The following is a 23,723-nucleotide window of genomic DNA, read 5'->3' on the forward strand; positions in this document are numbered from 1 at the left end:
GTCAGATTCCTTGTTCGCTGAGCCACAGGTTCAGGGCCGCCAGTTGCCACAGCTTGGAGCCGCGCAGCGGCGTCAGCTGGCCCTGGGGGTTGGTCAGCAACTGGTCGAGCATGGCCGGCTTGAACAGGCCGCGATCCTGGCTGGGGTCCAGCAGCAGCTCGCGCACCCAGTTGAGGGTGTTACCTTCCAGGTGCTTGAGGCCCGGCACCGGGAAGTAGCCTTTCTTGCGGTCGATGACTTCGCTGGGAATCACCAGGCGCGCGGCTTCCTTGAGCACCTGCTTGCCGCCGTCGGGCAGTTTGAAGCGCGCTGGCACCCGCGCCGACAGTTCCACCAGGCGGTAGTCCAGGAACGGCGTGCGCGCCTCCAGGCCCCAGGCCATGGTCATGTTGTCCACGCGTTTGACCGGGTCGTCCACCAGCATCACCGTGCTGTCCAGGCGCAGGGCCTTGTCCACGGCGGCGCTGGCGCCGGGCATGGCGAAATGCTCGCGGACATAGTCGCCGGCGGCGTCATTTTTGGTCAGCCAGGCCGGCTGCACGGTGGCCGCGTAGTCGTCGTAGCTGCGGTCGAAGAAGGCGTCGCGGTAGGCGGCATAGGGGTCGCTGGCGCCGTCCACCTGCGGGTACCAGTGGTAGCCGGCGAACAGTTCGTCGGCGCCCTGGCCGCTCTGCACCACCTTGCAGTGCTTGGCCACTTCTCGGGACAGCAGGTAGAAGGCGATGCAGTCGTGGCTGACCATCGGCTCGCTCATGGCGCGGAAGGCAGCTGGCAGCTGTTCGATGATCTCGGCTTCGTCAATGCGTAACTGGTGGTGGCGGGTGCCGTAGTGCTTGGCGATCAGGTCGGAATACTGGAACTCGTCGCCGCGCTCGCCACCGGCGTCCTGGAAGCCGATGGAGAAGGTCGACAAGTCTTCCACGCCTACTTCGCGCAACAGGCCCACCAGCAGGCTGGAATCGACGCCGCCCGATAGCAGCACGCCGACGTCCACGGCGGCGCGCTGGCGGATGGCAACTGCCTCGCGAGTGCTGTCCAGCACGCGGTCGCGCCAGTCTTCCAGGGTCAGGTTGGCCTCGTCGGCGTGGGGGCCGTAGGGCAGGGTCCACCAGGTCTGCTGCTCGGTGTTGCCTTGGGCGTCAATGCGCAACCAGGTCGCCGGTGGCAGTTTCTCGATGCCGGCCAGCAGGGTGCGCGGCGCCGGCACCACGGCGTGGAAGTTGAGGTAGTGGTTCAGCGCCACGGGGTCGAGGATCGGATTGATGTCGCCGCCCTTGAGCAGCGCCGGCAAGGCTGACGCAAAGCGCAAACGGCCAGCCGTGCGCGACAGGTACAGGGGCTTCACGCCCAGGCGGTCGCGGGCGATGAACAGGCGCTGGGTATCGCGTTCCCAGATGGCAAAGGCGAACATGCCGTTGAGCTTGGGCAGCAGCGCCTCGCCCCACGCGTGGTAGCCCTTGAGCAGCACTTCGGTGTCGCCGCCCGAATAGAAGGCATAGCCCAGGGCTTCCAGTTCGCTGCGCAGTTCGGGGAAGTTGTAGATGGCGCCGTTGAACGCCAGGGACAGGCCCAGCTGCTGATCGATCATGGGCTGCGCCGAGCCATCCGACAGGTCCATGATTTTCAGCCGCCGATGGCCCAGGGCTACTGGCCCCTGGCTGTGGAAGCCCCAGGCGTCCGGGCCGCGAGGGGCCAGGTGGTGGGTGATGCGTTCGATGGCGGCGAGGTCCGCCGGTTGTTGGTCAAAACGAAGTTCACCTGCTAATCCGCACATAAGTCCTTACCGGTTGTTCCGTTGGGGAGGGGCGCCGCTAGGGGCGCGCTTAAGGAACTGACCGGTGAGATTTTCAAGAGTTTTAGATCGATATGTTATAATGGATTATTGTTGCTCCATTTTTTAGAGTAATTAATCAAAATATTGTGAAATATATTTCGCGACTTTTTGAAAGTTGCCATTTTTCATTTGTACATCTCCTGCTGCCATTTCAACCGGTCTTAAATTTCGATTGGTTATTTGTCACGCCAACAACTGTTGGTCTACTATTTTGTTGATAATAAATCTTGGATCCCATACCGGGGCACTTCGTAAATGGATATTCGATCATGTTGTGGACCTTGCGATCGCTCGAAAGGTTTTGCCCTGATGCCAGCGAAGACAGCCTGTTTGGCTCGTTGCTCGCGGTAACCCGCGAGTTGGGCTATCAGTATTTCAGCCTCAATATCTACGTACATCGCCCCCTGGGACACAACAAAGTTTTCAAGCGCAACAATTATTCGGTGAAATGGAACCAATTTTACAAAGACAACCGCTACGCCGTCAGTGACCCCTTGATCAAAGCAAGCATGCGCTGCCATCTCCCGTTGTTGTGGCAGCCGGAGTTGTTTGTGGACGAGCGTGAGATCGAGCGCCAGTACCATGCCCATGGCCTGTGCCATGGGGTCAGCCAGACGGTGCATGGCATCAACGGCGCTACCACTGTCCTGAGCCTGGCCCGCAGCCAGGACGCCATCAGCAATGCCGAGTTTTATGACAAGGCCGGCGACGTGCTGTGGCTGGCCAATCTCATGCACAACGCGCTGGTGCCGCGCATCGAGGAGGAGGCCCAGCGGCAGTTGGTAGACAGCGGGGTACAGGCCAGCCTGTCGCCCCGGGAGCTGGAAGTACTGAAGTGGACGGCGCAGGGCCTGACCTCGGTAGACGTTGCCAACGTGCTGCAACTGAGCGAGCGCACGGTGAATTTCCATATTGCGCGCTGCATCGAAAAGCTCGGGGTGTGCAACAAGCTCTCGGCCGTGGTGAAAGCGGTGCTGTGCGGCCTGATCTGACCCCTCAATACCCCGTCATTTCCAGATAACCCTGGCCACCGTGGCTGCCATCCAGCCGCACCGGGCCCTCCCAATACGGCGGTTCCACCTTCATCCAGGCCTCAGGGTTCAGGGCGTGCAGTTGCACGTCCAGGCCATGGCTGGCGATGCGCAGGTGCCAGCGCGTGGGCGCCTGGTGGCCGTCGAGGGTGGCCATGGGCGCCGAGGCCTGGAGTTCGACCTGGCCGCTGGCCAGGGGCTGGCCGTGGCCGTCGGGGCTGATCCAGTTGCCGCTGATGAAGTCTGCGCCGTCTTGCTGCCGCAGGCGGAACAGCATCACCTGGCTGCCGTCGTCCAGGTGCAGGGCGAACCAGTCCCAGCCTTGCTGGTTGGCGGCCAGGGGCTGGCTGCTCCATTCGTGGTCCAGCCAGGCCTGACCGCTGACCTGCCACTGCTGCCCCTGGGCCTGGATACTGCCGCTGGCCTGGTAGAAGGGTTGGCTGTAATACCAGGAGGCCTGGCCCTGTAACGACTTGCGGCTGTAACCGTGGTCGCCCTGCAGCACCAGCGGCTTGTCGGCCTGTAGTGTCAGGTCGTAGCTGAAGTCGGCACCGTGGGCGCGCATGCGCAGGTTGCCGAGGTTGTCGGTGGCCGGTTCGCGGGCTTCCAGTTGCCAGTCATCGATCCAGGCGGCGAAGGGCTGCGCCTGCACCCCGGCCTGGCCGGTGCCGCCACGGGCCAGGGCCTGGGCGCTGTGCTGGAAGTGGGCGCCGGTGAGTGCGGCGTGGGCCAGCCAGAGGGTCTTGTGGCTCCAGCCGGCGGGCTCGGCACCGGGCGCCAGGGCGCTGCGGAACAGGGTCCACTGGGCGCCGAAGGTTTCGCCGCTGGCGGCCTTGAGGTTGGCGGTCACGTACCACCATTCGATTCGGTAGCCGGGGTGGGCGCCGTGGTCGCGGGGGAACACCAGCGGCGCGCCGCGGGTGACCTGGGCGAAGCCCTGGCCCTCGGCACCCAGGCCGGCGAAGCCCTGGGGCGGTGGTGCAGGCTGGTCGCATGCGGCCAGGCCCAGCAACAGGGTCAGCGCCAGCGCGCTTCTAGCGTTCATCGGCGAATACTCGCAGCAGGTCCGCAGGCTTGCTGCGCAGCAGGCGCACCAGCGGCCAAATGGATGCCAGGACTGTGGCCAGCAGTGCCCAACCCAGCAGTTGCAGCAGCTGCAGCGGGAACACTTGCAGCGGCAGGCGCCAGCCGAAGGCCTGGACGTTGACCACCGCCACCAGGCACCAGGCCAGGAGAATGCCCAGGGGCATGGCCAGCAGCAGGGTCAACAGGCTCATCAGCCAGGTCTGCGCCAGGTTGAGCAGGATCAGTTGCCGCCGGCCCACGCCCAGCGCCCACAGCGGCGCCAGGTGGCCCAGGCGATTGTCGCTCTGGGTCAGCAGGCTGATGAACAGGGCCAGGGCGGCCACGCCCAGGGTCAGGCTGTCCAGGGCCGTGGTCGCGCTAAAGGTGCGCTCGAACACCTGCACGGCCCAGCGCTTGAGCTGGCCCTGATCGACCACGCGGCTGTCGTCCAGGGCAAAGCTTGCCAGGAGGTCGGCCTTGAGCGCCGGTACTGCCCGGGGCGTCAGGCGCAGGGCCAGGCGCGTGGGGCCTTCGGTCGGCCATAGGGTTTGCCAGGTGGCGGCGCTGAGCAGCACGTGGCCCTTGGGGTTGCCGTAGTCGGCGTAGATGCCCACCACGGTCAGTGGCTCGCTGGCCGCCTGCCCCGGCACCTGCAGGCGGTCGCCAATGCCGATGCGCAGGTGGCGGGCCAGTTGCTCGCTGAGCATCAGGCTGGGGCTGTCGAACAAATCGTCCCAGGGCGCACCGGCGGCCTGTTGCAGCAGCGGCCAGTGATCGCGGTACAGCGGGTCATCGATGACGCCGTGTACCTCGACTGGCCAGCCCTGCACCTTGATGTCCTGCTCGCGGCCGGGCAACACCCGCGTCACATCGCTCCGCTGCGCCAGCCACGCCTGTATGCGGGCGGTCTGGCTGGCGTCGGTGGGGCGCACGTACAGCTCGGCCACCAGGCGCTGCTCCAGCCAGTGGGTGAAAGTATGGCGGAAACCCTCGGTCATGCTCGAGGCGCCGATGTTGGTGGCCATGGCCAGCAGCAGGGCCATCAGCGCCTGGCTCAGGGCCGGCAACTGCTGGCGGCAGTCGGCGAGAAACCACTGGGCCAGGGGGCGGGCGGGGCGCAGCGCGGCCAACAGGCCATCGAGCAGCACCGGCAGGGCCAGCGCCGCAGCCAGCAGCAGGCAGGCCAACAGGGCAAAGCCGGCCGCCAGGCTGTCACCGCGCCAGGCCAGCAGCAACGCCGCCAGCCCCAGCAGCAACGCGGCATAGCCTTGGCGCCGCAGCCACTGGCCGTGGGCACTGCGCCAGGCTTCCTGGGCGGCCAGCGCCAACAGTGGCAGGCGGGCGGCGCGCCACAGGCTTTGTGCCCCGGCCAGCAGCGCGCCGGCCAGGCTCAGGCCGATGGCGCCCAGCCACCAGCCGGCTCCGAGGCTGAGCTGCGTGCCTACCTCGGCGCCGTACAGGCCACGCAGGCTGGCGGCGACGTCGGGCAGCAGGGCGCTGGCCAATGCGTAGCCGCTGAGCACGCCGGCGACGGCCCCCAGCAGGGCCAGCAGCGTCAGCTCCAGCACCAGCGCCGTCACCAGCGTGGCCAGGCCCACGCCGCAGGCGCGCAGGGTGCGCAGCAAGCCACGCCGCTGTTCCAGCGCCAGGCCAATGGCCGCCTGGGCAATGAACAGGCCGACCACGAACGACAGCAGGCCCAGGGCAGCAAGGTTCAGGTGCAGGGCCTCGGTCAGGCGCTGCATGTCCTGGCCCGGGTCGCTGTGATCGATGCGCAGCTGCGCGGCGAGGTCGGGCGGCAGGGCGGCCGTGAAGTCGGCGGGCAACAGCAGGCGCGACAGTTGCTCGGGGGCCTGCAACACGGCCTGGGCGTGACCAATGTCCATCAGCAGCACCCCGGGCGCCATGTCGTCCCGGGCATGCAGCGGGGGCAGCGTGTCGTTGAGGCGGCTGCCGTCGGCAACGCCCAGGGCGTCGAGGGTCTGGCGCGACACCCAGGTTTGCCCAGGGTCGCCGATGAACGCGTACAGCTCATCCGCGGTCGGCACCTGCCCGGCCAGGGCGGTGCGAGGTGGCAGGCTCAGCGGGTCGATGCCGGTGACTTGCAGGCGCTGCCCGTTGAGGTCCAGCCGGCCCTGCAGCAAGGGCGACACCGGCCAGCCCTGGCGGCGCAGGCTGACGAACAGCGCCTGGGGCAGGCGTTCGCCCTGGGTCGGCACCAGGCTGGCCTGCGCCTGGCCGCCAATCAAGGCGCTGGCCTGGGCGTAGCTGGCGCGGGCCTGGCCGTTGAGGGCCTGCACGCCAATCAGCAGGGCCGTGGCCAGCCACAGCCCGGCCAGCACGCTGGCCAGTTGCACCGGGTGTTTGCGCCAGTGGCTCAATAGCGTGCACAGGGCCCAGTACAGGGTGGGCATGTCAGTTGCCCTGCACGCGGCCGGCCTTGAGCACCACGCGCCGTTGCAGGCGCGCGGCGATGGCCGAACTGTGGGTGACCATCAGCAGGCTGCAGCCGCTGTCGGCCTGCAGCTGCAGTAGTAGGTCGAGCACCTGGGTGCTGGTGTGCTCGTCGAGGTTGCCGGTAGGCTCGTCGGCCAACAGCAATGCCGGGCGCGAGGCCAGGGCGCGGCCCAGCGCCACCCGCTGCTGCTGGCCGCCGGAGAGTTGTTCGGGGTAGCGCGCCAGCAGTGCGGTGAGGCCCAGGCGTTCGGCCAGCTCGCCTTGCCAGGCTGGGTCGTGGCGGCCGGCCAGGCGCGCCTGGAAGGCCAGGTTGTCGGCCACGGTGAGGCTGGTGACCAGGTTGAACTGCTGGAAGATCAGGCCGATGCCGCTGCGCCGCCAGGCAGCCAATTGGCGTTCGCCCAATTTTTCCAGCGCCTGGCCGTTCACGTCGATGTGGCCGCGGTCAGCCCGGTCCAGGCCGGCCACCAGGTGCAGCAGGGTGCTCTTGCCACTGCCCGACTCGCCCATCAACGCCAGGCTCTGGCCCTGTTCCAGCTGCAGGTCGACGCCGGCCAGCACGGGCAGCGGGCCCTGGGGCGTGGGGTAGGATTTGTGCAGTTGGGTGATGCGCAGCATGGGACTGTCCGTGGGTGACGCCGGCCCCCAGCATCCCTCACCAGCAGTGGCCGGCACAAGCACCGTAGCCGCAACTGTCTTTGTGGGAGCTGGCTTGCCAGCGAGTTTTTAGGGCCTCAACAGCTCGCTGGCAAGCCAGCTCCCACAACAGCGGCCGCTGCTACGCCTTGCCCTTCACCAGGTTGCGCACCCAGAAGCGGTTGGGGTGGCAGGCTTCGGCCACGGCGCGCGGCAGGGGCAGGGCTTCGTCGTCCAGCCAGGCGGCGATCAGCTCGCCGCTCAGCGGCGCGGTGATCAGGCCGCGCGAGCCATGGCCACTGTTCACGTACAGGCCAGGCAGCCATGGGCAGGGCAGGGCGGGCACCTGGCGGGCGTCGCGGGCGAGGATGGCGTAGGTGCTGGCAAACGCCTCGCGGTCGGCCACCGGGCCAACGATGGGCAGGTAGTCGGGGCTGGTGCAACGGAACGCCGCGCGGCCCTGCCACTGCTCGGCGGGCAGGTCGGCAACCCCCAGGCGCGTGGCCAGGTCGGGGGAGATCTCGTCGAGCATGGCCAGGTTGCCCTGGTGCTCGGCCAGGGTGGGGGTGAGGTCATCGTTGTGGAAATCGAAGCTGGCGCCCAGGGTGTGCTCGCCCAGCCGCGCGGGCGCCACGTAGCCCTCGGCGCACACCACGGTGGCCAGCGCGGCGCTGGCGGCGGTCTCGGCCAGCCGGGTGATCTGCCCGCGGATGCGCTTGAGCGGCAGTTGCGCGGTCTGCTCCACCTCGCGCACCTGGGCCGCCGTGCACAGCACCGCCGCCGGTGCGCTGGCCAGCAGGCGCTCGCCGTCCCAGGCTTGCCACTGGCCGTCGACGTGGCGCAGTTGCAGGACGTCGTGATGCACCAGCAGCGTTACCCCTGGCTGCGCCGCCTGGAACTGGCACAGCGCCGGTGGGTGCACCCAGCCGCCTTCCGGGAAGTACAGGCCGCCGCTGGGCAACTGTACACCGGCCCGGGCCTGGGCTTCCTCGCGGCTCAGCACCTGCAACAGCTGCGGGTCGAAGGCCGTGGCCAGTTGCGCCTGGCGCTGGGCTTCCTTGGCGTCGAACGCCAGCTGCAGCACGCCGCACGCGTCCCAGTCGCGGCCGCGCTGCAAGCGCTCCAGCAGCCGGCGGGTGTGGCCGAAACCGCTGAGAATCAGCTGCGACAGTGCCGTGCCGTGGGCCGACAGCTTGAGGTAAAGCACACCCTGGGGGTTGCCCGACGCCTCCTCGGCCACGGCGCCGTGACGCTCCAGCAGGCTGACCCGCCAGCCGCGCGCGGCCAGGCTGGCCGCCGTGGCGCAGCCGGCCAGGCCGGCGCCGACGACCAGCGCGTGGCGTTCGCCCGTCGGGTGCGGCGGGCGAGCGAACCAGGGTTTGACGCGTGGCACGGGCGGCCCCATGAAGCCCTCGAACCTGCCCCGCGACACCTCCCATTTCTTGCCGATGCCGGGAATGCGTTTCATCTTGTAGCCCACCGCGATCAGCCCGCGGCGCACCCAGCCGGTGCTGGTGAAAGTGCCCAGGGTGGAACCTGGTGCGGCCAGCCGAGCCAATTCCGCGAACAGCTCGGGCGTCCACATTTCCGGGTTCTTCGCCGGCGCGAAGCCGTCCAGGAACCAGGCATCGACCTGGGCGTCCAGCTGCGGCAGTTTCTCCAGGACGTCGCCGATCAGCAGCGTCAGGGTCACCCGCCCGCCGTCGAACACCAGGCGCTGGAAGCCGGCATGGATACCCGCGTACTGCTCCAGCAGCGGCCCGGTGAACGGCGCCAGTTCCGGCCACAGCGCCAGGGCGCGGCTCAGGTCGGCGTGGCTGAGCGGGTATTTCTCCACGCTGATGAACTGCAGGCGCGCACCGGGGGCGGCGCGTTCGGCGAACAGCTGCCAGGCGCAGAAGAAATTCAGCCCGGTGCCGAAGCCGGTCTCGCCGATCACCAGGCGCTGGCCGTCGCCCAGGGCACTGAAGCGCGCGGTCAGGTCGTTCTGGTCGATAAACACATGGCGCGTCTCCTCCAGGCCGGAAGCGGCGAAATAGACGTCGCCGTAGTGGCGCGAGGTGGGGCGGCCCAGGTCGTCCCAGTCGATCTGGGCGTGCAGCGGTTCGGTACTCATGTTCGGCTCGGCGACAGACAAGCGCCCATGATAACGGCGGGTGGTGTTTATTGCCGCCTTTTAGCCGGGAAGCGCTTGGTAGGGTGGCGGTCATTCAACGCCATCGCAAGGAGCGAGCATGAATCCCCAGGAGACTTTTCTTATTCCGGTTGCCCAGGAAGGCGACTTCAAGGCGCGCAATCACGCTCGCGTCGTCGCCGCCAGCCTGCCCCGCTGGTTGCTGGACGCGTCACCGGACGTGCAGGCGGCGTTGCGCGCCAGCCAGGCCCGCAGCCAGGTCGCCCGCCAGGCATTGACCGAGTGGCTGGCGCCGCTGCCAGGCCTGGAAACCTTCGCCCAGACCCGTCTGGAGGCAGCACTGCAGCCCCTGATCGGTCAAGTCGATGTACACAAACACATATTGGCTCGCAAGAAGGACATCACCTCGCTGGGCGTGCCACGCCTGCAGATGACTCGCCAGACCCTGTTGCACGCCGCGCTGCAGAACTTCGTCGAAAACGAAGCCTTCCTGGAAGGCTCGCTGGTGCTGCCCGACCATGCCCTGGTGCTGGAAGACGCGGGCATGAGCTACCGCGTCAACCCGGGCAGCGCCCTGGCCATCACTGCGGCGCAGTTCGCGCGGTTGTGCCGCACGCAGGACATCGGCGGTGCGTATCAACTGCAGCTCAAGCAGTATTTCAGCCCCAGCGCGCAGGCCGAGCGCATCGAGGCCCTGTTCACCGACAATGACCGTCACGGCCTGGAGGTGCTGGCGCACATCGGGCATCTGCGCAAGCATCTCAGCGAACCGGCCTACCGCATGCTGTTGGACCTGGCCGCCGGCCGGCCCGCTACCTGGCACCAACGGCCAGTGCGCGCCAGCGCCTTGCGCATGATGCACAGCTCGACCTTCGACGGGGGCGACCTGCACGGGCCGCTGTTGCTGGATACAACCGACCACGGTCCTTGCGTGCTGTACCTGCCCCAGGAGCCGGAGCAGCCGCTCCAGGAGTTCGCCTCGCTGCAGGCTGCCCATGACGCCCTTCGGAACAAGCTCCGCGCCCCGGCCTACCTGCGTTACTGGCAGCGCTTTGTCAGCCATGCTCACCTTGCCCCGTTCCTGGACCACCTCAAGGACCGCCTGACGCCACTGGTCACCACCTTTCCCGCGACTCCCCGGCGAGCCCCCGACCCCGAAGCCAACCTGTTCCTGGAGCGGGTTGCGCTGACCGGGCCGTTGTTCGCTGCGGTGCATGCCCGTCGCGTGGCACGCGTGCTGGACGACGGCCGCACCCTGGCCATGCCTACCGCCGAAGTCGACCAGCAGCAGCGCGATGAGCGCAACCGCAGCTGGCTGAGTGCGGGCCTGGAGTTGCTGGGAGTGGTGGCATTATTCATCCCCGGCGTGGGTGAGTTGATGCTGGCCTGCGCTGCGGCGCAGCTGGTGTACGAGGTATACACCGGGGTGCAGGACTGGCGCCATGGCGACGCCGATGCCGCCGCGACCCATGCGCTAGGCGTGGCTGAAAACCTGGCGTTGCTGGCGGTAATGAGCGCCGGGACCGCGCTGGCTGCACGCCCGCGGGTGCCTATGTGGCCCCAGGGTGCGGCATTCGATGAGTTGCAGCCGCTGCGACTGCCCAGTGGTGCCGAACGCCTGTTGCGCTCGACCTTGGACGGCTATGCGCAACGCCTGGCACTGCCCGGCGACCTGCCGCTCAATGATGATCTGGTGATGGAGTATCTGGACCAGGAATACGTGCTGATCCAGGGGCGCCCCTACGCGGTGCGCTTCGACGGCGACCGCCAGGCCTGGCGGGTCATTCATCCTGAGGATCACAACGCCTACCAGCCGCTCGTCATGGAGGACTCGGGCGTGTGGCAACTGGCGCCCGAGCAGGCCGAGGCTGTCACTGGACGCAGCCTGCGCACCCTGCTGGATGGTCCGGCGGCGCACCTGGACAGCCAAGGGCTGGGCCTGGCGATGCGCTGTGCCGGGGTGGAGCCCGAGCTGCTTGACCAGGTGTTTTACCGCGGCACCCGCGCCTCGGCGCTGCTGACTGATACGCTTGAACGTTTCGATATTGACCTGGCCATCAGCCAACACCGCCAGGGGCTGGAGGTGACGCGTTCGAGCCTGGCCTACAAGCTGGCGGAAACCTTCCAGGCCGAGGCCCAGGGCAGCGACGACAACGCACTGTTCAAGGCGCTGTACGATGACTCCCATTTCGGCAGTGACCTTGCCAACGGCGTGGTGCGTCGCGACTTTCCCTCGCTGCCGGTGGCGGTGGCCGAGGAACTGTTGCGCAAGCTTAGCCCGAAGGCGCGGTTGGCTCTCGCCCAGGCTCAGCGGTTGCCGCTGGCAGTGGCTGAGCAGGCGCGTCTTTACCAACAGGCATTGCGCCTGAATCGCGCCCTCGAGGGGCTGTGCCGGGCACGCCTGGCGACGCCCGACAGCGCTGTACTGGCGGGCAACTTCAGGAAGCGCCTCGGGGCGCAGGCCAGTGCCGCCCAGATACGAGACGCGGCCCTGGCCGACCGCGAGCAATGTGCCCGCTGGCTGAAGCAGCAACCGCCGGCGGCGTTCTTCAGTGCCCCGGCACGTGACGAACTGGGCCGCTGGGGGTATGGAATGTCTGGCCGCAGGGCGGGCGAATTGCCTGCTGACAACCCCAGCCAGAACCACATGGTCAGCAGGGTCCGCGCGTTGTTCCCGGCGCTGGGCAGGCCTCAGGCCCTGGAGTACCTGCGTTACATCCACCGTTTCGGCCGCCGCTATGATGATGCCCTGGCCATCCTCGATGCGCACCAGGCCGAGTATCAGCAGCTGGATATCTACTTGCAGCTGTGGGTTGAAGCTCAGCCGTCGGCAGAGGCGCTGCGCCGCTTCAACGGCGACCTGCTGGAATTGCAGCACCAGCGCCGCGACGTGCGCTCGCGCCTGCTGATGACCTGGCGGCGCAATGGCCCCGACGAATTCCCCCACGAGTTGAACAACCCGGCGCTGGACCTCAGCGGTTTGTCGCTGCTGGAGCTGCCGCCGCTGATGCATGCTTTCAATTTCATCGCGCGCCTGGACCTGAGCCACAGTCACCTGAGCGCGGAAGGCCTGGGCGAATTGCTGCTCAATTTCCGTCAGTTGCGTGACCTGGACCTGAGCAACGCCGGGCTGCAGGTGTTGCCCGATCTATCACATCAGCGGGCCACCCTGCGCAACCTGGAGCTGGGCGGTAACCATCTGCTGCTGGACCAGGCGATGATGGGTGAGCTGGGGCGCTTGCCGGCACTGCGCACGCTCTCGCTCAACGGCAACCTGTTGCTGGGCGTCACCCAGGCCAATGGCTTTGCGCGCCTGCGTAACCTGGACCTGGGCAATACTGCCCTGGGGAACTGGCCTGAGTGGGTGGCGACCCTGCCGCGCTTGCGTGCCTTGAATCTCACCAACACCGGGCTGGTGCAACTGCCCGAGCAACTCTGGACGCAGCAGGGCGAGGGCCGGCTGATCCAGGTGGACCTGCGCTCGAATCCTTTCCCGGCGCCGCTGCGCAGGCGTATCGTCGGCCGGGCGCTGGCCGGGCGCCTGTTCGACCTCTATTTCACCGAGCCCCCCGTGCCCTGGAGCGCCGAGCACCTGTCGAGCCCTTGGTTGCTGGGGCTCAACAGCGTCGATCATGAGGGCTACCTCAATGACTGGCGTGCGTTGATCGGCCACGGTCGTTCAGTGCGCTTTCTCAATGTGCTCGAAGACCTGCGCAGCACGCCGCAATACACCCTCGACCGGGTTGACCTGTCGCGGCGGGTGCTGGAGCTGGTGCAGCGTGCGGTACGCATTCCAACCCTGCGCACGCGTCTGTTCGATATCGCCCGCTTCGCGGCTGGCAGCGAGGATGCGACGGTGCTGACTTTCAGCGACCTGGAAATGGCGGCTTTCGGATTCGAGCCCGCCGACCCCGAGCTCAACCCACAATCCGGGCAACTGCTGTACAGCCGCTTGCGCTCGATGTTCCGGGACCAGCAGATCCACGACTACGCCACCCGACTGGTGTTTGGCGACTTGAGAATACCCGGGCTGCTGGCCCAGGAGCCTACCGTGCGCCTGCAGCTGCGTGCGACCCTGGGTGAGCATTTCGCCATGCCGGCGCACCCCCTGCGCGGCCCGGTTCCCGGCACCGCCCTGCTTGATGGCGTGCAGGTCGAGGCTGCACGGCAAGCGCTGGTGGCCGCCGAACAAGGCGAGGATTTCATCCAATACCTGATCAGCCGGCAGCAGTGGGTTGCCCACTTGATGCGCAACCACTCTATGGAAATCAACGCTGTCCTGGCGCCGTTCGAAGCCGTAGGGGACTGGCCAGGGCGTGACCAGGCCCGGGAGGCAATCTTTGCCCACCTGACGCGCGCCGAGCGCGGGGATAACCCTTCGGCGGGCTGATGCGCTACGCTCCAGGCATTAGCTGCCAAGGAGCCCATGCTTATGTTCGAGTCCGCCGAAATCGGCCATGCCATCGACAAGGAGACCTACGACGCCGAGGTGCCCGCTTTGCGCGAGGCCTTGCTGGAAGCGCAGAACGAGCTCAAGGAACAGGCGCGCTTCCCGGTGATCGTGCTGATCAATGGCATCGAGGGGGCGGGCAAGGGCGAGACGGTCAAGCTGCTCAACGAGTGGATGGACCCACGGCTGATCGAAGTGCGTTCCTTCGATCAGCAGACCGACGAGGAACTGGCCCGGCCGCCAGCCTGGCGCTACTGGCGCCAGCTGCCGGCCAAGGGCAAGATCGGCGTGTTCTTCGGCAACTGGTACAGCCAGATGATCCAGGGCCGCGTGCACCGCGAGTTCAAGGACGCGGTGCTGGACCAGGCCATCAATGGTGCCGAGCGCCTGGAGCAGATGCTCTGCGACGAAGGTGCGCTGATCTTCAAGTTCTGGTTCCACCTGTCCAAGAAGCAGATGAAGGCGCGCCTCAAGGCCCTGCAGGACGACCCGCTGCACAGCTGGCGCATCAGCCCGCTGGACTGGCAGCAATCGGAAACCTACGACCGCTTCGTGCGCTTCGGTGAGCGCGTGCTGCGCCGCACCAGCCGCGAGTACGCGCCCTGGCACATCATCGAGGGTGTGGACCCACACTACCGCAGCCTCACCGTGGGCAAGCTGCTGCTCGAAGGCCTGCAGGCCGCACTCAAGGCCCCGACCGAGCCGGTGCACCAGAGCGTCGCGCCACTGGGCGTGAGCCTGGACGGCAAGAACCTGCTCGACAGCCTCGACCTGAGCCAGCAATTGGACAAGGATCACTACCGCAAGCAATTGACCGCCGAACAGGCGCGCCTGGCCGGCCTGCTGCGCGACAAGCGCATGCGCCGCCACGCCCTGGTGGCCGCGTTCGAAGGCAACGACGCCGCCGGCAAGGGCGGCGCCATTCGCCGGGTGTGCGCGGCCCTGGACCCGCGCCAGTACAACATCGTGCCCATTGCCGCACCCAGCCAGGACGAGCTGGCGCAGCCGTACCTGTGGCGCTTCTGGCGGCAGATCCCGGCGCGGGGCAAGTTCACCATCTTCGACCGCAGCTGGTACGGGCGGGTGCTGGTGGAGCGGGTGGAGGGCCTGTGCAGCGATGTTGACTGGCTGCGTGCGTACGGTGAAATCAACGACTACGAAGAGCAGCTGCACAACGCCGGCGTGGTGGTGGTGAAGTTCTGGCTGGCCATCGACAAACAGACCCAGCTGGAGCGCTTCCAGGCCCGCGAGGCGGTGCCCTACAAGCGCTTCAAGATCACCGAGGACGACTGGCGCAACCGCAAGAAATGGGACCAGTACCGCCAGGCCGTCGGCGACATGGTCGACCGCACCAGCACCGAACTGGCGCCTTGGACGTTGATTGAAGCCAATGATAAGCATTGGGCGCGGGTGAAGGTGTTGCGCACGATCAATGAGGCGTTGGAGGCGGCGTTCAAGCATGACAAGAAGTAGGCTGCGCTGCTGCGCAGCTGCGCTACCCGCTGCGCCGCAAGCTGCCTTTGATCTTGATCCCGTGAGGCCTTTGATCTTGATTGTGTGCCCCATAAAGCGCCAGGGCCGACTGGAGGCGTCGGCCAAGCGGGCTGAGGCGTAGCCGAAGAAGACGGAACCGGAGGCGCTTCTATTCCGGGCCGTCGGCCGCTTGGGCGACGCCGGAGGGAGGGGACCCGCAGCGAAGCGGAGGGACCAAGCAGGGGCAAGCCTTTTTTGCTTACTTTTTGTGGCGTTTGACAAAAAGTGAGCCGGCGTTGAACTGACCCCCTAATGTTGGACAAGGGTTAGTGTTTCCGTGCTTGGGTCCGAAATTGTACCGGACTCAAGCCATTCAATCTGAGGCTTATGCGTTCCTGGTTGTAGTAGTCGATGTAGCTCTCTAGCCCTGATGCCAGTTGCTCCACGCTCTCAAAAGATTCCAGGTAGAAGAACTCACTCTTGAGCGTGCCGAAAAAGCTTTCCATGGCGGCGTTGTCCAGACAATTGCCCTTGCGCGACATGCTCTGCTCAATGTTTTTTTCGGCCAGCATGTGCCGGTAGGTCGGCTGGCGGTACTGCCAGCCTTGATCAGAGTGCAGGATCGGTTTGTCACCTTGATTAAGCCGCCCAAAAGCTTGCTCCAACATGCTCGAAACCATATTGAACTCAGGGCGGCGGTTGGTCTGGTAAGCCAGGATTTCTCCGTTGTACAGGTCCATCACAGGCGAAAGAAACAACTTCTGCCCTCTTACGTTGAACTCCGTCACATCGGTCGCCCATTTCTGGTTGGGGGCTTCTGCCTTGAATTCGCGCTTAAGCAGATTACGTGAGGCAAGCCCCTCATCGCCCCGATAAGAACGGTACTTCTTCACCCTGATCAGCGATTTTAGGCCCATCAACTGCATCAGACGCTGCACCTTCTTGTGATTGACCGACTCACCAGTGCGCCCAAGGGCTGCGGTGATGCGGCGATAGCCGTAGCGCCCTCGATGCTTGTGATAGACGCTGCGTATGCGGTCTTTCAGATCAGAATGCTTGTCAGTCAGCAGTGCCTTGCCTTGGTAGTAGAAGGTGCTGCGCGCCAACCCGGCAGCACGAAGCAGCAAAGCAAGTGGATATACCTGCCTCAATCCTTGGACGGCCTGCGTTTTTTTGATTGCGCAGTCCGAGGATCCGCCTGGATCAAGGCATCGAGCTTTTTTAGATAGGCATTCTCGGCGCGCAGATAGGCCAGCTCCTTGAGCATTTGCTCAGGTGTCAGGTCAGCGTCCGCATGGTTCTCAGGACTTACTGTGGGTGCTTTGGAGGTTTTGCGGGACACGCTGGGCTCTCGGTGACGATGCGATTGAAGTGCTTCAATTCCGCCTGCATCGTACCGCGTTTTCCATTGCCTGATGCTGCTCGGGCCGCGGATATCAAACCGTATGCACGCTTGCTGGGTTGACAGCCCCTCTTGCTCGATGCACTGCAACACCTTCATTTTGAACTGGGCATCGTAGTGGCTGTATTTGGCAGCCAAACCTGCGGCGCCGTGCGTCTCATAGCCTTTGACCCAGCGGCGCAGGATCGATGGGCTCAGGCCATGCTTGATTGCCACCTCATGAACACTGCCCGCAGACAGACATTCCTCAATCAGTGATTGTTTGAGCGATCGGTCGTACTTCGTCATTGAACACCCTCCGGCGAGGTCAGGTGTCCAACATTCGGGGGTCAGTTCACGTAAGGCCGGAAAGGTGATTGTGCATCACCCTTGGCATTGGATATGTGCATGGCTTTCGAATCTCGCTTCTGAGGGATTCGGACATATCCATTTTCGCGGTGAGACCACCGACCGTTTCGGCCTTACGCCGACTCACTTTTTTTCAGACGCCAAAAAAAGTAAGCAAAAAACGCTTGCCCCTGCTTGGGCCCTCCGCTGCGCTACGGGTCCCCTCCTTCCGGCGCCGCTCAACGGGCAGACTGATCTGGTCAACCAATCCCGGACATTTGTTTAGGAGCTACGCCGCCAGCCTTTCATGCTCCACCGGCGTGCGGTACTCGTTATGGCTGTGAAGCCGGACCTGGTTGTAATGATGGATCACGTATCGAAGCACATCCGGCCTGGCCTTCGCCTCGTCCTGGTAGCCTTTCTTGGGTATCCATTCTGACTTCAGGCTGCTGAAAAAACGCTCCATCGGTGCATTATCCCAGCAGTTTCCACGCCGGCTCATGCTTTGCCTCATCCCGAATCCTTCAAGCTTGTCGCGAAACAGCTCACTGCTGTACTGACAGCCTTGATCCGAATGAAACATGACCTTGTCGGGCATTCCGCGGGCCTGATAAGCCAGCTCCAATGCCTTGCACGCCAATGCCGAATCGGGGCTTTTGGAGATGGCCCAACCCACGATCCGCCGGGCATACAGATCGAGGACAGCCGCCAGATAGAGCCAATGCGTCCCCGCCCAGATATAGGTGATATCACCACACCAAACCCGATTGGGCGCCGACACTTCGAACTGGCGCTCCAATAGATTGGGTGCAAATTTTGCCTCCACCGTGGCCAGGCGATAAGGGTTTGGCCGACGTTGAATGCTCCGCAAATCAGCCTCGGCCATTAAACGTCCGGCCAAAAAACGCCCCACCTGCTCGCCTTGGGCCTTGAGCGCCGCAGACAATACTCGTGCGCCCATGGAGCCTCGACTTTCGGCGTGCAGCCCTGTGGCCAACGTTTTCAGCCGTTCCCGGTCTGGATCGGGGCAATTGCGGCGCTTGAGATGCTCGTAATAACCGCTGCGGCTTATCCCAAAAACACGACACAAATCAGTCACCGAGAAACGCTCACTTAACGCATCGATCAAAGCCTTCGATCGAGGGAATCGTTCATCAAGAGAGCGGTAGCCTTTTTTAAGATTTCCTTCTCCAGCTCGAGCTTGCGGATTTTTACCTGCAGCGCCTGGATTTGCTGTTGTTCAGGCGTCATGGCAGAGGCCGTTTCAGGGGTGATGCCAAAACGCTCTTGGCGGAGTTGTTCCACCCACCGACGCAGTGCGGTCGGGCCCACGCCCATGGCTTTGCAGGCTTCTGGAGTGGTGTAGCCACTATCAAGAACAAGGGCTGCTGCCTCTTGCCTGAACTCTGTCGAAAAATTACGTCGGGACATCGAACACCTCTTGGTTGAGCGGTAGATTACCGCTCCTTTGGGCGTGTCCGGGATAATTAGGCCACATCAGACGGCACCCGCTATAGAAGCCTGCGGGTTACCGTCTCTTCGGCCTGCGGCCTCGGCCCTTCGGGCAGCCCGTTGATCGACGCCTCCAGTCGGCCCTGGCGCTTAACGGGGCCAAGATCAAAAGCAAGATCAAGATCAAGATCAAGATCAAGATCAAAAGCCAGATCACAAGCCAGATCACAAGCCAGATCAACAACCGATCAACGGCAGATCATCTGCCCCGCAAAACCTTCGCGATGGCGCGGCATCAGGCGCCTCGATTATCGTCGCGGCAGCGCTACTCCGCACCTATGCTGGGTCACATTCCCGACAACGACAACAACGAGGTGTGGCATGCGTGAAGTGGTGATCGTCGACAGCGTGCGGACCGGCCTGGCCAAGTCCTTTCGCGGCAAGTTCAACCAGACCCGCCCCGATGACATGGCGGCTCATTGCGTCAACGCGCTGCTGTCGCGCAACGGTATCGACCCGGCCAGCGTCGAGGACTGTATCGTGGGGGCGGCGTCCAACGAGGGCGCCCAAGGCTTCAACATTGGCCGCAACGTGGCGGTGCTGTCGAAACTGGGCACCGGCACCGCCGGCATGACCCTCAACCGGTTCTGCTCCTCGGGCCTGCAGGCCATCGCTATCGCGGCCAACCAGATTGCCTCGGGCTTCAGCGACATCATCGTCGCCGGCGGCGTTGAGTCCATCAGCCTGACCCTGCGCAGCGTCAACCAGGACCGCCTGCTCAACCCCACCCTGCAGGAAAGCTCGCCAGGCATCTACATGCCCATGGGCCTGACCGCCGAGGTGGTGGCTAAGCGTTACCAGGTCAGCCGCCAGGCCCAGGACGCCTACGCCCTGCAGAGCCAGCAACGCACCGCCCAGGCCCAGGTCGATGGCCGCTTCGACGACGAGATCGTGGCCATGCACACCCGCTACCTGGTGGAAGACAAGGCCAGCGGCGAGCAGAAGTGGCAGGACGGCGTGGTCGACCGCGACGACTGCAACCGCCCCGACACTACCCTGGAAAGCCTGGCCAGCCTGAAGCCGGCGTTCAGCGAAGACGGTTCGGTAACCGCCGGCAACGCCTCGCAACTGTCGGATGGCGCTTCCATGACCCTGGTCATGAGCCTGGAACGTGCCCAGGCCCTGGGCCTGAAGCCGCGCGCTATCTTCCGCGGGTTTACCGTGGCCGGCTGCGAGCCGGACGAGATGGGCATTGGCCCGGTGTTCGCCGTGCCCAAGCTGCTGAAGGCGGCGGGTGTGAGCCTGCAGGACGTGGACCTGTGGGAGCTGAACGAGGCGTTTGCCTCCCAGTGCCTGTACTGCCGGGACCGCCTGGAAATCGACAACGCCAGGTACAACGTCAACGGCGGCTCGATTGCCATCGGCCACCCGTTCGGCATGACCGGCTCGCGGCAGGTGGGGCATATCGTGCGTGAACTGCAGCGGCAGAAGCTGCGCTATGGCGTGGTGACCATGTGCGTGGGCGGCGGCATGGGCGCGGCGGGGCTGTTCGAGGCGCTGTAAGCCTTCAGCCTTGGCGCTGCATGCGCTGGATATAGGCCTCGGTCTCCTGCGCCGCGAGCTCGCGGGTAGGGTAGGGGCCTTCCTGGGTGTTTTCCCGGGTGGTGAAGAAAAACTCGCCATTGACCATGATCACCCGGTCACTGCGGTAGTGCACCGTGGGTACCGGGTCTTGCGCACGCTTGCCGTACATGGAAATTCCCCCAGGCTGGTTGCCTTCATCTTATCCATTTTCCCCCGCCAGCATAGCTACCACCCGTCACCCCCGTAGCAGCGGCCATCAGGCCGCGTCACGGGCGCCGGAGTGTGCAAGGCGGAGCGCTGTCAGCCGGTCTTCCCTGATTCGAGCATGTTTTCCGGACGCACCCACTGGTCGAACTCGGCGTCGGTGAGGTAACCCAGGTCCAGCGCCGCCTGGCGCAGGGTGAGGTTCTCGGCGTAGGCCTTCTTGGCGATCTGCGCGGCCTTGTCGTAGCCGATGTGCGGGTTCAACGCGGTCACCAGCATCAGCCCGCGCTCCAGGTGGTCGGCCATCTGTACCGGGTCGGGCTCCAGCCCGGCGATGCAGTGGGCCTGGAAGTTGCTGCAGCCGTCGGCCAGCAGGCGGATGGATTGCAGCAGGTTGTGGATGATCACCGGCTTGTACACGTTCAACTGCAGGTGCCCTTGGCTGGCGGCAAAGCCGATGGCCACGTCGTTGCCCAGCACCTGGCAGGCCAGCATCGACAGCGCCTCGCACTGGGTGGGGTTGACCTTGCCGGGCATGATCGAGCTACCCGGCTCGTTGGCCGGCAATTTCACCTCGGCGATGCCCGCGCGGGGGCCGGAGCCCAGCAGGCGCAGGTCGTTGGCCAGCTTCATCAGGGCCACCGCCAGGGTCTTCAGGGCGCCAGCCAGGGTGGTCAGCGGTTCGTGGCCGGCCAGGGCGGCGAATTTGTTCGGCGCGGTGATGAACGGCAGCCCCGACAGCGCCGCCAGCTCGGCGGCGATGGCCTCGGAAAAACCGTGGGGCGCGTTCAAACCAGTGCCTACCGCCGTGCCGCCCTGGGCCAGTTCGCACACCGCCGGCAGCGCCGCGCGAATGGCGCGCTGGGCGTAATCGAGTTGCGCCACGTAGGCCGACAGTTCCTGGCCGAAGGTGATGGGCGTGGCGTCCATCATGTGCGTGCGCCCGGTCTTGACCAGGTGCATGTGCCGCGCCGCCAGTTCCGCCAGGCCCGCCGACAGCTCGGCGATGGCCGGCAGCAGGTCCTGGTTCACCGCCTGGGCGGCGGCGATGCTCATGGCCGTGGGGAAGCAGTCGTTGGAGCTCTGCGAACGGTTGACGTGGTCGTTCGGGTGCACCGGCGCCTTGCCGCCGCGGCCCTTGCCGGCCAGCTCGTTGGCGCGCCCGGCGATCACCTCGTTGACGTTCATGTTGCTCTGGGTGCCGCTGCCGGTCTGCCACACCACCAGGGGGAACTGGTCGTCGTGCTCGCCGCCCAGCACTTCGTCGGCCGCCTGTTCGATCAGCCGGGCGATGTCGGCCGGCAGGTCGCCGTTGCGGTCATTGACCCGCGCCGCGGCCTTCTTGATCAGCGCCAGGGCATGCAGCACCGCCAGGGGCATGCGCTGGTCGCCGATGGCGAAGTTGATCAGCGAGCGCTGGGTCTGGGCCCCCCAGTAGGCCTCGTCGGGAACTTCGATGGGGCCCAGGCTGTCAGTTTCTGTTCGGCTCATGCGACGGTCCTCCTTAACGGTGTGATTGGCAGTTTAGGCTGCGGATCGCCGTTGCGGTTCCATCAGGTTTCATCTGCCGACCGTGCGCCCGGGGTTGAGCCACAGGCTTGCTTGGGCGCAGAATGTTCGATTCCGGGGTACTACCTCGCCTGCTAACTTAAGGAAACTCGATGACCCGTCTTCGTGCCATCTGTACCGCGGTTGCTCTGGTCTGCGCCAGCGGCCAGGTCTTCGCCGACACCGCCAGCCACAACGCCAGTGCCGAATCGTTCCTGATGATGGCGCACGCCGACAAGCTCGGGACCCCGGTCTACATGCAGGTGCAGCAGATGTTTGCCCAGCGTTTCGAACAGACCAAGGCCCCGGACTCCAAGCGCGCCGTGCTGGAAACCTACCAGGCCAAGGCCAACGCCGCCCTGGACCAGGCCATTGGCTGGCCGAAGCTGAAGCCGGACATGGTCAAGCTGTACACCGACAACTTCACCGAGCAGGAGCTGCGCGACCTGGTCAAGTTCTACCAGTCGCCACTGGGCAAGAAAGTGCTGGAGAAGATGCCTTCAGTGACCCAGCAGTCCGCCCAGATCACCCAGCAGAAGCTGGAAAGCGCGGTGCCGGTGGTCAACAAGCTGCTGTCTGACATGACCAACGAACTGGCACCGGCCAAGGCCGCCACGCCAGCCGCACCGGCCAAGAAGCCGTAAGCGGGGCCCGTCATGACCATGCAGCAACGCATTGAACAGGCCCTGGTGGCCCTGGACCCGGCGCATTTGCAGGTGCTCGACGAGAGCCACATGCACAGCCGCGGCCAGGAAACCCATTACAAGGTGGTGCTGGTCACCGACCGTTTCGCCGGCCTGTCGCGCGTGAAGCGTCAGCAGATGGTCTATGCCACCCTGGGTGAGCTGATGGGGCAGTTCCACGCCCTGGCCCAGCACACCTACACCCCCGAGGAATGGGCACAGCTGGGCGCCGCCCCGGCGTCGCCCACCTGCGCGGGCGGGCATTGATCCAGAGCAATACTTCCTGGGCCGGTTTTTTGATAGAATTGGCCCAGGTGTAATTGCTGACACTGTGGGAGGTTGCTTGTGTGGGAGCTGGCTTGCCAGCGAGCCTTTGATTCTCAGAGCTCGCTGGCAAGCCAGCTCCCACACAAGCAACCTCCCACATTTATTTTTCGTACCCCTGAACCATCAACCCGGTCCGCCCTTTACGAGGGCAACCACCTGGAGTTTCATCCATGACACAAGCCATTGTCGTGGCGGCACTGTACAAGTTCGTCACCCTGGAAGATTACGTTGACCTGCGCGAGCCCCTGCTCAATGCCATGGTCGACAACGGCATCAAGGGCACCCTGCTGATCGCCGAGGAAGGCATCAACGGCACGGTCTCCGGCACCCGCGAAGGCATCGACGGCCTGCTGGCCTGGCTGCGCAGCGACGCGCGCCTGGTGGACATCGACCACAAGGAATCGTACTGCGACGAGCAGCCGTTCTACCGCACCAAGGTCAAGCTCAAGAAAGAGATCGTGACCCTGGGCGTGCCGGGCGTGGACCCCAACCGCAGCGTCGGCACCTACGTCGACCCCAAGGACTGGAACGCGCTGATCAACGACCCCGAAGTGCTGCTGATCGACACCCGCAACGACTACGAAGTGGCCATCGGCACCTTCGAAGGCGCCATCGACCCCAAGACCACCTCGTTCCGCGAGTTCCCCGACTACATCAAGGCGAACTTCGACCCGGCGGTGCACAAGAAAGTGGCCATGTTCTGCACCGGCGGCATCCGCTGTGAAAAAGCCTCCAGCTACATGCTGGGCGAAGGCTACGGCGAGGTGTTCCACCTCAAGGGCGGCATCCTCAAGTACCTGGAAGAAGTGCCCCAGGAAGAGTCCAAGTGGCAGGGCGACTGCTTCGTGTTCGACAACCGCGTCACCGTGCGCCACGACCTCACCGAGGGCGACTACGACCAGTGCCACGCCTGCCGCACGCCCATCAGCGTCGAAGACCGCGCCAGCGAGCACTACGCGCCCGGCATCAGCTGCCCGCACTGCTGGGACAGCCTGAGCGAGAAAACCCGCAAGAGCGCCATCGACCGCCAGAAGCAGATTGAATTGGCCAAGGCGCGCAACCTTCCGCATCCGATAGGCCATAATTACCGTAAAGCCGCTGCCCAGGACTGACGCC

16 protein-coding genes are annotated in these 23,723 nt (G+C 65.1%); 7 read left to right on the forward strand and 9 right to left on the reverse strand.

Features of this window, described 5'->3' with window-relative positions; genetic code table 11:
* Window position 1: 1 nt before the first annotated feature.
* Window positions 2-1,774: an N-acetylglutaminylglutamine amidotransferase gene (locus RAM80_RS24510; protein ID WP_416422991.1), complete on the reverse strand. Its 1,773-nt coding sequence runs from the start codon at window positions 1,772-1,774 to the stop codon at window positions 2-4.
* A 329-nt stretch (window positions 1,775-2,103) separates the two neighbouring features.
* Between RAM80_RS24510 and RAM80_RS24515 the strand changes: the two genes are divergently transcribed.
* The gene (locus tag RAM80_RS24515; protein WP_416422992.1) at window positions 2,104-2,826 is read left to right on the forward strand and encodes an autoinducer binding domain-containing protein; all 723 of its coding nucleotides are present in this window, start codon (window positions 2,104-2,106) and stop codon (window positions 2,824-2,826) included.
* Window positions 2,827-2,830: 4 nt separating this feature from the next.
* On the opposite strand, the gene RAM80_RS24520 is transcribed toward RAM80_RS24515, so the two are convergent.
* From RAM80_RS24520 to mnmC, 4 genes are all read right to left on the reverse strand, one after another.
* The gene (locus RAM80_RS24520; RefSeq protein ID WP_416422993.1) at window positions 2,831-3,910 is read right to left on the reverse strand and encodes a lipocalin-like domain-containing protein; all 1,080 of its coding nucleotides are present in this window, start codon (window positions 3,908-3,910) and stop codon (window positions 2,831-2,833) included.
* A complete protein-coding gene (locus RAM80_RS24525) occupies window positions 3,900-6,344 on the reverse strand; it encodes an ABC transporter permease (RefSeq protein ID WP_416422994.1) in 2,445 nt (814 codons plus the stop codon). The genes RAM80_RS24520 and RAM80_RS24525 overlap by 11 nt, the downstream gene beginning before the upstream one ends.
* A gap of 1 nt (window position 6,345) precedes the next feature.
* Window positions 6,346-7,005, reverse strand: coding sequence for an ABC transporter ATP-binding protein (locus RAM80_RS24530; protein WP_416422995.1), 660 nt, complete (start codon window positions 7,003-7,005; stop codon window positions 6,346-6,348).
* A gap of 160 nt (window positions 7,006-7,165) precedes the next feature.
* Complete coding sequence (gene mnmC / locus RAM80_RS24535) at window positions 7,166-9,139, reverse strand: bifunctional tRNA (5-methylaminomethyl-2-thiouridine)(34)-methyltransferase MnmD/FAD-dependent 5-carboxymethylaminomethyl-2-thiouridine(34) oxidoreductase MnmC (protein ID WP_416422996.1); 1,974 nt, start codon at window positions 9,137-9,139, stop codon at window positions 7,166-7,168.
* 118 nt (window positions 9,140-9,257) lie between these two features.
* On the opposite strand from mnmC, the gene RAM80_RS24540 reads away from it, so the two are divergent.
* Together RAM80_RS24540 and pap are read left to right on the forward strand one after the other, a co-directional pair.
* Window positions 9,258-13,547: a dermonecrotic toxin domain-containing protein gene (locus RAM80_RS24540; RefSeq protein ID WP_416422997.1), complete on the forward strand. Its 4,290-nt coding sequence runs from the start codon at window positions 9,258-9,260 to the stop codon at window positions 13,545-13,547.
* A gap of 42 nt (window positions 13,548-13,589) precedes the next feature.
* Window positions 13,590-15,080 carry a polyphosphate:AMP phosphotransferase gene (gene pap, locus RAM80_RS24545; protein WP_416422998.1) on the forward strand — a complete coding sequence of 497 codons (1,491 nt, stop codon included), beginning with the start codon at window positions 13,590-13,592 and terminating at the stop codon, window positions 15,078-15,080.
* Between the two features lie 326 nt (window positions 15,081-15,406).
* On the opposite strand, the gene RAM80_RS24550 is transcribed toward pap, so the two are convergent.
* Window positions 15,407-16,770 (reverse strand): IS3 family transposase gene (locus RAM80_RS24550; RefSeq protein ID WP_416422410.1). Its coding sequence is split into 2 segments (ribosomal slippage): window positions 15,407-16,305 and window positions 16,305-16,770, totalling 1,365 coding nucleotides; the frame shifts between segments, so codons are not numbered across the junction.
* A gap of 328 nt (window positions 16,771-17,098) precedes the next feature.
* Window positions 17,099-18,240, reverse strand: a protein-coding gene (locus tag RAM80_RS24555) for an IS3 family transposase (RefSeq protein ID WP_416422999.1) whose coding sequence is annotated in 2 segments (ribosomal slippage) — window positions 17,099-17,991 and window positions 17,991-18,240 — 1,143 coding nt in all. Because the reading frame shifts where the segments join, the coding sequence is not laid out codon by codon here.
* A gap of 402 nt (window positions 18,241-18,642) precedes the next feature.
* Between RAM80_RS24555 and RAM80_RS24560 the strand changes: the two genes are divergently transcribed.
* Window positions 18,643-19,824, forward strand: a complete 1,182-nt coding sequence (locus tag RAM80_RS24560; protein ID WP_416423000.1) for a thiolase family protein — start codon at window positions 18,643-18,645, stop codon at window positions 19,822-19,824.
* A 4-nt stretch (window positions 19,825-19,828) separates the two neighbouring features.
* On the opposite strand, the gene RAM80_RS24565 is transcribed toward RAM80_RS24560, so the two are convergent.
* Entirely contained in the window at window positions 19,829-20,014 is a 186-nt protein-coding gene (locus RAM80_RS24565) for a DUF6316 family protein (RefSeq protein WP_416423001.1), read from the reverse strand.
* A gap of 131 nt (window positions 20,015-20,145) precedes the next feature.
* On the reverse strand, window positions 20,146-21,540 hold the full coding sequence (locus tag RAM80_RS24570) for a class II fumarate hydratase (RefSeq protein ID WP_416423002.1): 1,395 nt from the start codon (window positions 21,538-21,540) through the stop codon (window positions 20,146-20,148).
* 170 nt (window positions 21,541-21,710) lie between these two features.
* Here RAM80_RS24570 and RAM80_RS24575 point away from each other — a divergent pair, with 170 nt between their 5' ends.
* The 3 genes from RAM80_RS24575 (at window position 21,711) to RAM80_RS24585 (ending at window position 23,719) form a co-directional block, all read left to right on the forward strand.
* Window positions 21,711-22,241 (forward strand): DUF2059 domain-containing protein, encoded by a 531-nt coding sequence (locus RAM80_RS24575; protein ID WP_416423003.1) that lies wholly within the window; start codon window positions 21,711-21,713, stop codon window positions 22,239-22,241.
* A gap of 12 nt (window positions 22,242-22,253) precedes the next feature.
* Window positions 22,254-22,547: a BolA family protein gene (locus RAM80_RS24580; RefSeq protein ID WP_416423004.1), complete on the forward strand. Its 294-nt coding sequence runs from the start codon at window positions 22,254-22,256 to the stop codon at window positions 22,545-22,547.
* 230 nt (window positions 22,548-22,777) lie between these two features.
* Window positions 22,778-23,719, forward strand: a complete 942-nt coding sequence (locus RAM80_RS24585) for a rhodanese-related sulfurtransferase (protein ID WP_416423005.1) — start codon at window positions 22,778-22,780, stop codon at window positions 23,717-23,719.
* The last annotated feature ends 4 nt before the right edge of the window (window positions 23,720-23,723 follow it).

Source organism: Pseudomonas sp. App30, from assembly GCF_047947025.1.
Taxonomy (GTDB): Bacteria; Pseudomonadota; Gammaproteobacteria; order Pseudomonadales; family Pseudomonadaceae; genus Aquipseudomonas.